A 12,160-nucleotide genomic window follows, 5' to 3' on the forward strand; every position below is an offset into this window, starting at 1 on the left:
TTCCTGGAAAAAGGAAATCTCAACCCTTATTCTGACAGGCTCGATTCGAAACGATTATTCTTGTGTAATGAAAGGAATGACCACTTTGGCGTATTTCGTGGGAATAGACTTAGGGACAACAAACAGCACGGTATCCCTGATTGAGTACAACGACTTTATGGATAGTCCGATCGAAAAGCTTAGAACACTCTCGATCTATCAATATGATAAAAACTATACACCTAATCTAAATGCAGTTGAGCTTCCTTCTGTGCTGTATTTTGACTTAGATAATGAAACGGTTTATACAGGTGAATATGCAAAAAGTATTTACGGCGGCGGAACCCGTCCAATGCAAACGGTAAGAGGTGTGAAAACGCGGATTGGCGGGGAATCTGCTATTGAGATCCCAAGCATCAGCGGGAAAAAGCCTTCTCAATATTTTGATATGAAGCAATGCTCGGCATTGTATTTAAAAACGATAAAACTCTCATTAGAAAAGCAATTGAATGAAAAAGTTGAAGATGTGACGATCACGATACCGGCTGCTTTTAATAATGATGAACGAATTGCAACAGAAAACGCAGCACGTCTGGCGGGTTTTAAAAATATTATCATCCTGGATGAACCGACAGCGGCTCTTTATTGGCATATTCATGACCCCGAAGCATTTGTGGAAGAACAGCTTTCAGAAGAGGGAATGAATGTCCTTGTTTATGATATTGGCGGCGGAACCTTGGATGTGAGCATTGCCAACATCTCGGAGGATGTAACAGGAGACGTTGAAATCAATATTGTTGCCAGATCGCCGCGTATGGATTTAGGCGGTAATAATTTTGATCAGTTGTTGGGGGCCTATTTTTTATCCGAATTTGAAATGGCCCGCTCTTCGATTACCAATCGATCCATTGAAGAGCAGAACAGGATTATTGCAAGGATTGTTTCTGAGGCAGAGAAAGCAAAAATTGAATTTAACGACCGAATTTCTCAATATATTGACAATCCCAGACGTCGTGATAAACAGGAACAGGCTGTTGGGTTTGAAGTGATTGATGGGCAAAGTACGTTAACAACAATAAATTATCAGACACTTAATCAGATTTTTAGTTGCTTTACAGATCCTGATGGCAGGGAAACTCTGCTTGCACCAATTAAACAGACACTTTCGGAAGCAAATATTAAGCCCGAGAACATTAGTGAAATTTTATTTACAGGCGGGATGTCCAATTTCTATTTAGTGGAAGAAACAATTCGTCAATACTTCAAAGATTATGACATGATCCAGTATAAGTTTATTGACCCGGTTTCAGCGGTATCAAAGGGTGCATCAATCTATCAATTTGCTCAACATGAGGATCATTTTGAAGTGAAAAAGCTAAAATTACAGGACAGGATGGCAGATGATATCTTAATCAAAGTCGGTTCTTCCTTTGAGGTAATGATTTCAAGAACGGTAAATCCAGGTGAACACGGTGTATTTGAATACCGAGTTCCTGAAGAAGAAATGATTGATATTCCCATCTTTTTATATTATGGCCTTGGACATGATCCCGCTGCTTATACACCAATAGACGGGAGATTTTTTAAATTGCGAAAAGCAGTGGATAAAGACGATATGATTAAGATTGAGTGGTCTTTAGACCGCAACAAAACCGTGCATTTGAAAATATTAGAGCATGGTGAGTTAACCATTGAAGAGAAATCTGTTTTACTATCACCAAGTGAAGCGTTAAAGGATACAATTCACCGCTTAAAAGTGAATGGTTCCATTTTCGGAAGCTAATCCAATGGTGAGTAAGTGAGAAAGAAGGGAATTGAGTGAGCTTAGACATTGCTTATAATTTAAAAGAAATTCACCTGGCGAACCGGCGTGTTGAAGATGCATTGAACCGACGATTTGAAAGAGATGCGGAAATGTATATCAGCAACCAGGATATTGCCTTTATTAAAGAATGCCTTTCTAAAGGTGAATTTGACTTAATGTACAGCAAGTACAAAGCAGAAAATTTTCATCCAGATGTATTTTTCAAAACGATTCTGAGGAATGCCTGGCTGATTAAAGATATGAAGCAAAATCATTTTACTAACATCTTCCGTCCCATTTTAAAAGAGGTGCATCCTGAGTTCAGCAAAAAACTATTAAATGAGGTTGCTGAAAATAAATTGGATGTACCGGAAATCTTCCGAAATAACCTATTGGGCCACTATGCAAAAACTGTTGATCCGCTGGAAGCAGAGGAAATGCTTGAAAATGCTAGCAACTTAGGATTAAAAAGATTAAAGGTCCTTGTTCAGCGCGTGTTGGGACATTATGCTGGTTCCCCGTTATTTTTTACAAAATGGAATAGCTTTCTGAAACAGTATCCTGCTTTAGGCGGGGATGATTTTATTTTTAGTCGTATAACCGTAGAAGAAGAAAAGCTCAGAAAACATTTAGAATTAATCGTTGCACAAGTAGAGAAGATTGATCTGCCACCGCAAAACTTGCTGGCTGTTCTAAGAAACGGAAAAATTCCGGCTTTTGAAATTTTGCTTCAAAAAGCAAGAGCATCCACAGAGAAGGTGGCAAGGCAACCCAAAGGTGTGCGTGATCAACTAGTCTTTAATACCATGAAAAAATGGTTGAAGATTCTACGGACAGTAGCCGATCAAATCCTTATGGATAAAGGGCTGGAAGATAAATATGACTGGATTTATCAGGAATTGAGAAAGTTTTATGACGATATTAATAAAATCAATACCTTTCAAGCAGGACAAATTATCCGTCACTGCTTAGGAAAATCGAAAAGTGTGTATCTAAAAGAAAGATTTTCCTCGTATTTTGAAAATGCCAATTATCATGGGAATTTTGAGGATGATGTGGAAGCCCTTAAAGGAATGGAGTTTCAGGCTGAATTTGAGGATGTAGAAGGTTTAATGGATTCTTTAGATGAAACGAGTTCAGATGATCTAAAAAGATTAGAGTATTTGGCTATTAGTTTCTCAAAGTTGTCCAACCTTGATCACCATATGAATAAGTTCCTAAGCCAGTTGGATTTAAGTGACAAAACCCAAGTGAATTTTCTGACGGTTCTGCTTCGTGACCGAAAGCAGATCATTTGGACAAAAGTGTTAGAGTATGCTGAACGAAATACACATATGGACAAGCTCGTTTATCAGTTTATATGTAAAAACGTTCCGCAAAACCCTGCTGTAAAGACGTATATGCACCGGAATCATTTCCAAAAGTATAGTGAACTTTATGGTTTGTAAAATAGAGATCTTGTTTCAGTAATTGGACTGAAACAAGATCCCAGTTAACAAGAATGATAGATCAAGGAATTGTTTACAACCTTGTTCTTCTTTTTAAGGTGGGAAAGGTGAATGAGTATTTATTTAGGAATCGACTTCGGAACATCCACATTATGTGTGACACGTTGGAAGGAGAATAATAATCAAGTTGAAATGGTTCCGCCTTTGGTTGGTACAGGCTATGGTAAGGCAGGTCCTATTGAAAATGTGATTTTCTATGACAGTGATGAAGAGCACCTAATTGGTGCGCCTGCTATTAAAAAAATGGAATTGGATCCACACCAATTTGTTAGTGCGATAAAAAGGGAAATTGAAGGGAATGGTTGGCAGCGAACCATCTTCGATCAACAAAAAACGGCAGTTGATGTGGCAGCCGATATTTTTTCTTACATCCGAGAACGGGTTGAAAATATGTATGGTGGTAATGAAATTGACGGTGTAGTTGTAAGTGTACCATTTGCCTTTGGACACCGTGAACGGCAAAAAATTAAACAAGCTGCCCAAATCGCAAAGCTGCCGGTCCTTGCCTTAATAGAAGAACCTGTGGCTGCTGCACTTTCATGTGGTATTTTTGAAAATAAGGAAATCCAGGACCGGGAAAAAGTGTTGGTATTTGACTTTGGCGGCGGGACGCTGGATATCACCATTTTTGAGAAGAAGGTTGAACTGGATGGAAAAATTTGCATTGAAGTAATTACAACGGATGGACATAAAGAACTGGGCGGGAAAGATATTGACCAAAGAATCATCGACAAACTGATTTCTATTTTAAAAATTGATTTATCGACAAAGCCTGCAGATAAACGCATGGACAATTTTCGCAATAAAATCAGTCATGAAGCAGAAGAATTAAAAAAAGCCCTCACCTATGAAGATGAATATCCTTTGTTTTTTGAGGATGAATGGGGCGAAGTCTATGATGAAATCATTGAAAGGGATTCTTTTGATGAATGGATTCAGCCGGACTTACTTGTGAAAATAAAAGAAAAGCTGGAGGATACTCTTGATGATATTGATCTTGAAAAGGAAGATATTCCTCATATAGTATTAGTCGGCGGTTCCAGCAGGATTATTGCCGTTCAAGAATTAATTTCAGATTTTTTTGACAAGAGGCCAATTGTACCTCGAAATATGGAAGAACTTGTAGGATTAGGAGCAGCGATGTATTGCGGTATGCTTGTTTCCGGGGAGTCTCCCTTCAAAGTAATTCAGAAGGTTAGCCACAGTACGGGAATTAATCAAGGTGGCAGAATGAAGACCATTCTTCCGAGAAACACGACTTACGGTAAATGGTCTGAGGAATTATATTCGATTAATAAACCTAGTGTGGCAGTGTATCAAGGAAATTCCTCACTTCTTAAAAATTGCTCCCAAATCGGAGTGGTCGATGTTACATCATATATACCTGATGTATCAGATGTAAAGCTTCAATTAGGGACAAATGAAACAGGAGCGATTCTTTTCCGTTTGTACAAAGGTGGTCGTTTGGTTGCAGAGGATGAAGTAAAAGAAGACTAATAGATTTGGAGGATTTACCGTGTATACAGTAGGAATCGACTTGGGGACAACGAATTCAGTGTGTTGTACTTTAATTGACGGACGTTATGAATTTATTTCATTTGGACGTGAGGAAGTTTTGCCATCTGTATTTTTATACCAGGATGGCAAAAAGTCATTTGGCTCAATGGCTAAGAGAAAATCCGTTGTTTATGCTACAAACTATATCAGTTCTTCCAAAACCTATATGGGAGATATGGAAAAATCATGGACAATTGATGGGGAGATTTTTACGCCAACTGATGTGGCAATGGAATTACTTTCTCACATTCATAAAAATGCTCAAAAGCATTTTAGAATTGATGAGAGCGAAGATATTGAAGCGGTCATTACCGTTCCTGCTTATTTTACATCCAACCAAATTGATGAAACGAAAAAAGCAGGGGAACGTGCAGGTTTTAAAGTAAAGCGAATTGTAACAGAGCCTGTTGCTGCAGCGATCGCTTATGGTCATGAAATTACTGGAAGCGATGAGCAGCTATTTATCTTTGACTTGGGTGGAGGAACATTTGACGTTTCTTTGCTTACTGTTAAAGGTACTGGTGCAGGCCGCCAATATGTTACCAATCAAATCGGCGGGGATAAGAAACTCGGCGGGGATGACTTTGATGAAGTATTATTAGATATGATTTTTTCAGAACTTAGAAAGACCCAAGGTATTAATTTATCAAGCCAAGCCCAATCCGGTCTTGAACCTTCTCTCTATGCGAATTTACGTCAAAAACTAATGCAAGCAGCAGAGGCTGCAAAAAAAGAATTAAGTCAATCTGATTCTGCGAATATCGTGGTTGCGAATTTATATGAAAAAGATGGTGTTCAGCATAGCTTGGATATGATCGTGACGCGCGAGCAGTTTGAAAATAAATCAGAGGAGCTGATTGACCGGATTGAAAGAGAGGTCAAAATGCTGCTGAATCATTCTGATACTTCTATTGATGAGATATCAAGAGTGATTTTAGTAGGGGGAAGCTCCCAACTGCCATTTGTTAAAGATTTTATTCAAAACTTTTTCAAAAAGAAACCTTATTCCGACATCGATCTATCAAAGATTGTTGCAATGGGAGCAGCACAATTGGCTTACAATACCGCCCATGGATTAGGTGATATTGTTCAAGATATGATTTCTCACTCTTTAGGAATTGAAGTTGTAGATGATGAATTTGAACCGATTCTTATGAAAGGAAGCTATTATCCTACGAAGGAAACAAAAGAATTTACAACGGTCATGAACAACCAGACCTCAATCGCGATTAACGTGTATGAAGGGGAAGAGACTGCGGATGTCCACCAAAATGAATTTTACGGAGGATTTATCCTTGATAATATAGAACGGGCTCCAAAAGGTGTGCCACGCATTGATGTTACTTTCGAATTTGATGAAAGTCGAATTTTAACCGTTACAGCCACTGATAAGAAAACCGGATCCAGTAAAACAGTCGTGATGGAAAAAAAAAAACCGATGGAGATGCCAGTAGCTAAACCTGTTCATGTTTACTTTGTCATTGATACGACAGGAAGTATGAATCCATATATTGAAGGGGTAAAGCAGACATGTCATGATTTCGCAAACGAAGTTCAGCGGTCTGGCGCTAATCTAAAACTTGGCTTACTGGTTTATGGTGATGAAACTTACGATGAGCAGCCAAAACTTTACAATTTGACTCAAAACATCGATCAATTTAAACGGGATGTTACCAACAGTCCAAGATATTATGGCGGTGATGAGCCAGAAACAACCTTTGAAGCAATGATGCTGTACTAAAAGCGGCGGAAATTACAACTTTTGTTGTATCGCCAAACTATAATTATTATCGTGACTTTGCAAATTTCACTGGTGGAAAGCATTATTTAATATCTGAATACCATCGCTTTGTAGAGGTCATCAACGATATCGCAGAAGAGGTTGCATCATTAGCTGCAGTTAAGTAATCGTAAACCGAAAAGCACAATTCAATCATAGTCATAAACTGAGTTGTGCTTTTTCTTTTTCAATGGAAAATGCCCATTACTAACCTAATACACGAACGGAGTGATCGTTGTGGATCAAAAACAGAGTTACGTTTACAGAGTTCAAGAACTTAAGGAAATTGCAGTTAAACACCACCTTTCAGAAGAGATTTCAACAACCTTAGATTATATAGCTTCAGAGATTGAGTTATTTTCAGTGAAGATGCCAATTGTTGGCGGGTTTAATGCCGGGAAAAGCACACTTATAAATTCCTTTTTGGAAACGGAGCTATTGCCAACCGAAATAACACCTGAGACGGCTATAGCCGCAGAAATTAAATACGGAGAAAATAAAATTGTTGCGCATAAACAATCAGGTGAAACCGAAACCTTTCCGCTGGAAGATATTAAGAAAATAGATGCAAGTACATATAAATTCATTGAAGTATATCTGCAAAACAAAAAGATACAGGAATTGGGTGATGTAACTTTAGTGGATATGCCTGGATTTGACTCAGGAATTAAGGAGCACAACCAAGCCATTTTTCAATATTTAAAAGAAGGAATTGTGTTTATTATTGTTGTTGACTCTGAGGACGGATCAATTAAATCAAGTGTACTAAATTTTTTATATGAACTTGATTTATACCAATTAAACTATGCAGTCATCGTAAATAAGGTGGACCAAAGACCTGAGTCGGAAATTAAGAAAGTCGTAGAAAACGTAAAGAGTGTGGTAGAAGGGATATCAAAAGGAATCATGGTTGAGGTTGCTTCTGACCGGTTAGAAAATGGAAATGCTGGTTTTCTAAAGGCAATTCAATCCTTTAAAAAGGACGAACTTTTTAAGAAGAAATTTCAGCCCGAGCTGATTCAACTTACCTCCAGAGTTAAAATGAACCTTGAGGTTATTGCCAAAAACTCCGACGTTGATACCACCGAAATTAATGCCCGTATCCGGGAAATTGAAGTGAAAATCAAAGGCTTAACCAATAAATTTCAACAGGAAGAAAAACAAATTACATATAAAATTCGCAATGTTGTGAAGGAGAATATCTTAAGGGATGTACGGAATGTTTTAATGAATGAGTCCAGCTCGCTTGCGCTTAGCGCCAAAGCAGGAGAGACCTCCTTTAATCAAAAAGTAAATGAACTTATTCGTCCGGTTTTAATAGCTTCGACTAATCAGAATTTAGAGCTTACTTTTTCTGACCTCGTTTCCAAAATGTCAAAAGAAATGCTCGATGTTAATCAAATCGCTCAAGGCATCAGTGCGACTACACAAAAAGCAGGGGCTGCTATTGAGCTTGTTCAAGAGGGACTTAACAAGATTGCCGAAAGCGCAGAGCTTATGAAACGTTTTGAAAAAATTTATAAAGTATCTGTTGGCGGCTTGGCGATTATAACGAGCGTTGTTGCTCCGTGGGTTGAGCTCATTATCTTTTTCCTTCCGGATCTCTTAAAATTATTTGGGATTGGCAGCGAGGAACGTCAGCTTGAGAAGCTGAAGGATCAGGTGGAAACACAAATTATTCCGCAAATCATTAATAAAATCTCAAGCAATATTGAGGACAATCTGGAAAATGTTAAGAATGACTTTTTAGAAAAATTTAAGCAAGAGATGGAAGAAGAAATGCTAAGCTTATCAGCAGCACTTAGCCAATCCATTGAAAGTAAACAGAAAAAAGAAAATGAGTTGGCCGAGTATCTTTATGAATTAAATGCGGATATCGAAAAGCTTGAGAATATGAGACTAAGCTTAGTCTAGGGGGCGGTCGAAATGGAACAGCAGTATGAAGAAATGATTCGTCAATATGAGGACATAGCGGAAAAGTATTTACCTCAAAAAGAGCTAATATCCGACCATTTGCTCACTGATTTGCACGTCTTTTCATCTGAATTCCGTGATAAAATCGAAGGAATTATCCGTGATGAAAAAACACTGAAAATTGGTATTGTTGGGGAAGTCAAAGCAGGGAAGTCTTCTTTTGTAAATGCCTTCCTATTTCAAGGTAAAAAGATTTTACCGGAAGCACCGACACCGATGACAGCCGCTCTGACTAAAATCTCTTATTCTAACAAGCTAAAGGCGGAAGTATTTTTTTACAGCCGTAAAGATTGGGATACAATTGAAGACCTTTCCCGCCAATATGACCTGGAATATGAAAAATTAAAGAATGAACTACTCGCGAAAAAACGGAGCCAACATTCCAATCCCTTTTCTTCCTTCATTTTAAACAGAGGAGATTCTGTTACAACTGATGTTGTTACCCTGTCTGATGAAGAAATTAAAAGATATGTAGAAGAAAGAGTGCCAAAAGAAAAGTTGGGTTGTAAAGAGCTTACCGAGCTAGTGCTGAAAAACGGCATTGATGTTGAACGTTACCTTGGCACAACAGAAACAATCGCCGGAGTTGACAGCATCGAGGATTTAGTGGGACGTCTCAGCTATTACGTTGGGGCAACGGGCAAGCTGACACCGATTGTGAAAAGCACGAATGTGTATCTTGACTTGCCAGGAATTAAGGATTTAGAAATTATTGATACCCCAGGAACGAACGATCCTATTGTTTCTAGGGGGCTGGTCACAAGGAAATATTTAGCGCAATGTGATGCTATCTTTCTTTTAAGCAGAGCAAGCCGCTTTATGAGCAGCCATGATGTAGAATTTATTGTTAATACTTTACCGACTGAAGGTATTCGCAAGGGAATCATTCTTGGAAGTAAATTCGATAATGCCTTGCAAAACCTGAAACCAGGTGGTGTATTAGAAGAAGGTTATTTGGAGTTACGAAATAAGCTGATCAGTCATGCTCTTCAGATTGTTAATGAAGAATTAAAAAAGAACCCGAATAACAAGACGCTGCTTTCGTTGAAGGAATACATGCCGCCGCAATTTATTTCGTCTGTTTTATATAGTATTGGCCATAAAGGCTTGAAGAATCTTGATGAGCTGGAAAGCCATGTTGTCCATCGTTTGCAAATAACTTTTCCAACGATGGAAATGAATCCAGAGCTGTTTATGTATCTTTCGAATATTGACAGAATCAAAGAGAAAGAATTTAAGTCTATTATTAATGATAAAGAAACGATTTTAAAGAATCGATTAAAGGATACGCTCACAGGACAAAGTAAACGGTTTAAGCAAATCCTTGAAACGATTCATTCGGAATTAGTCACGAGATTAGATAACCTTTCAAACTATGACCGAAAGCAGCTAGTAGAAAAGTATAAACTGATGACGTCTAAAATCAATAGTTCCAAGGCGGATGTTGATTTTATCTTCCAAAAGGAAGCGATTAATTTCCAGAAAAAGATCAAGAATTTACAGCTGGATTTAAGAGAAGCACAATCACATTATCAAAATGTCGACATTTCATCTGAAAGCAAAAGTGAGTATTCCCATTCTTCCGGCTGGTGGCTATGGAAAAAAGATCATTATCAAAATGTTACATATCACTATGCACGGGTAAATCAAGTGATAGATAATGTCCGAAATTATACAGTAGCCATCCAAAGACATGTAATTGAAACTTTTCACTCCATTATCGACATTTATGGATTACGCAAGGAGCTAAAAAAAGCTATTTTAGAATTATTGGATTTAAAGGATAGTAGTTTAAAGGAAAATGAGATATTAAATCCAATTGAAATTTTATTAAACAAGCTGACGATTCCGGAAATTGAATTGGATAGTAGTAAATATGAGGAAATGATCTCGGAAGCCTTTGCTGCAAGTGTAGTTCAAAATGACGAAATTCATAAGCTTGTGGCGAAACAAAATGAGGTAATGTCTAAAGTGGTGAAAGAAACCATTGCTGCATTAGAAAATGAGATTAAGAAGGTCTCCAATCTATTAACGGATGAAGGTAAACAATTTACGAATAAAGTGGCAAAGAGTATGAACAATGTGCTATCGGAGCTTCAAAAGCAGCTTGAATCAAAAGAAAAATATGTGAAGTCTTATGAACAGTTACTAATGGACCTTAATCGGGATGTTAAAAGGGTTATGGTCATTGACTAATCTACGAAAAAGGCTGGAGAAGAAATGAACTTTTTGGATGACATAGACAAGGATAAAGGATATACGAAGCCTAAGGCTTCCAATCGGTATTTGGATAATCCGGAAGAAGCACTCATTTTAATATCTAACCTTTTACAAACGAAACAAACTTCAACAGAATTAAAAAGAGCCATGCATCGATTGGAGCGTCTTATTCAAGTCGATTTTCGCAAGTTTGCCGGAAAATTTGATATGGAGGATGAAATAGCTGTATATCAGAAGCTACTCCAAATTGTCGATAAAATAAAAGAGATTAATCGGATTCAAATCTTGAACCGTAAAAATTTCTTAGCAATTGGTGGCGGATTCAGTGCGGGGAAATCAAAATTTCTCAATTCCATCATTGGGACGGAACTTTTGCCTGAGGATCAAACTCCAACGACCTCGATACCAACATATATGATGAAAGGGACAGAGAAGTTAAGCGCTTATACATTTAGAAATCAGGTACTGGACATCGATCAAGAGGCGTTGAAAGCTTTGTCCCATGAATTTTATAACCGCTACAAAATAAGTTTTTCAAAAATCTTAAAAAACATTAATGTACAGACCCCTTATTTTCCATATGAAAATTTAATTCTATTGGATACACCTGGGTATACTAAGGCGGAGTCGTACAAAAGTGAAAGCAATACAGACGAACATATTGCTAGAGAACAACTAAGGATCGCAGATTTTATTATTTGGCTGATAGATATCGATGACGGTGTGATTACGGATAAAGATTTAGAATTTATTGCGAAACTGCGGGCTAATGTCCCTATTTTATTTGTATTTAATAAAGCAGATATTAAGCCGGAATCCCAGGTAAAAGAAATTGTGATAAATGCCAAAAACATTATTTATAGTAAAGGGCTTAATGTATTTGGTGTAACGGCCTATTCCTCGCTTGAGCAAAAAGAATACACAGGGGAATTTATCTCGGCTTTTTTTGAGTATGCAAATAAACCACTTCGAAAAGGAATGACATTTATTGATGAGTTTGCAGAAGCCATCAAAGGTTGCGACACTTATTTTAAAGAAGCTGAGGCCGTGATGCTGCAACAAAAAAAAGAGGTTGGTGAGCTATTATCTTATACCAGCCAGGTTAGTCAATTCCGTGATTTGGCAGGTATTTATTCTGCGATTCAAGTTAGTATTTCTGCCCATCTTGACTTGAAAAAGGAATATGCTTCATTGAAAACCAGATTTTCAAATCTGATGAAAGAGATCGATTCGCTTACATTAATAAGCTGAAAACGGGGATGGAGGTGTAAGATGAACGAATCACAAACCCTAGAGAAAGATATTGAGATTCTCTCAAAAGTGTTTCAAACAGAGGTA

Annotated in this window: 7 protein-coding genes; all 7 read left to right on the plus strand. The window is 37.7% G+C overall.

Features of this window, described 5'->3' with window-relative positions:
• The first annotated feature begins 85 nt into the window (after positions 1-85).
• The 7 genes from ACY8D0_RS05025 (at position 86) to ACY8D0_RS05055 (ending at position 12,073) form a co-directional block, all read left to right on the plus strand.
• Positions 86-1,762 (plus strand): Hsp70 family protein, encoded by a 1,677-nt coding sequence (locus tag ACY8D0_RS05025; protein ID WP_462409379.1) that lies wholly within the window; start codon positions 86-88, stop codon positions 1,760-1,762.
• Positions 1,763-1,797: 35 nt separating this feature from the next.
• The gene (locus ACY8D0_RS05030) at positions 1,798-3,231 is read left to right on the plus strand and encodes a hypothetical protein (RefSeq protein ID WP_462409380.1); all 1,434 of its coding nucleotides are present in this window, start codon (positions 1,798-1,800) and stop codon (positions 3,229-3,231) included.
• A 111-nt stretch (positions 3,232-3,342) separates the two neighbouring features.
• Positions 3,343-4,788 (plus strand): Hsp70 family protein, encoded by a 1,446-nt coding sequence (locus tag ACY8D0_RS05035; RefSeq protein WP_462409381.1) that lies wholly within the window; start codon positions 3,343-3,345, stop codon positions 4,786-4,788.
• Between the two features lie 19 nt (positions 4,789-4,807).
• On the plus strand, positions 4,808-6,589 hold the full coding sequence (locus tag ACY8D0_RS05040; RefSeq protein WP_462409382.1) for an Hsp70 family protein: 1,782 nt from the start codon (positions 4,808-4,810) through the stop codon (positions 6,587-6,589).
• A gap of 276 nt (positions 6,590-6,865) precedes the next feature.
• On the plus strand, positions 6,866-8,542 hold the full coding sequence (locus tag ACY8D0_RS05045; protein ID WP_462409383.1) for a dynamin family protein: 1,677 nt from the start codon (positions 6,866-6,868) through the stop codon (positions 8,540-8,542).
• 12 nt (positions 8,543-8,554) lie between these two features.
• The gene (locus tag ACY8D0_RS05050) at positions 8,555-10,798 is read left to right on the plus strand and encodes a dynamin family protein (protein ID WP_462409384.1); all 2,244 of its coding nucleotides are present in this window, start codon (positions 8,555-8,557) and stop codon (positions 10,796-10,798) included.
• A 90-nt stretch (positions 10,799-10,888) separates the two neighbouring features.
• Positions 10,889-12,073 (plus strand): dynamin family protein, encoded by a 1,185-nt coding sequence (locus ACY8D0_RS05055; protein WP_462409385.1) that lies wholly within the window; start codon positions 10,889-10,891, stop codon positions 12,071-12,073.
• Positions 12,074-12,160 lie beyond the last annotated feature (87 nt).

The organism is Neobacillus camarae (assembly GCF_054950115.1).

What these genes read in the sequence shown, in the direction of transcription:
- ACY8D0_RS05035 (WP_462409381.1), top strand. Translation starts at nt 3,343, where the DNA reads ATGAGTATTTATTTAGGAATCGACTTCGGAACATCCACATTATGTGTG.
- ACY8D0_RS05050 (WP_462409384.1), top strand. Translation starts at nt 8,555, where the DNA reads ATGGAACAGCAGTATGAAGAAATGATTCGTCAATATGAGGACATAGCG.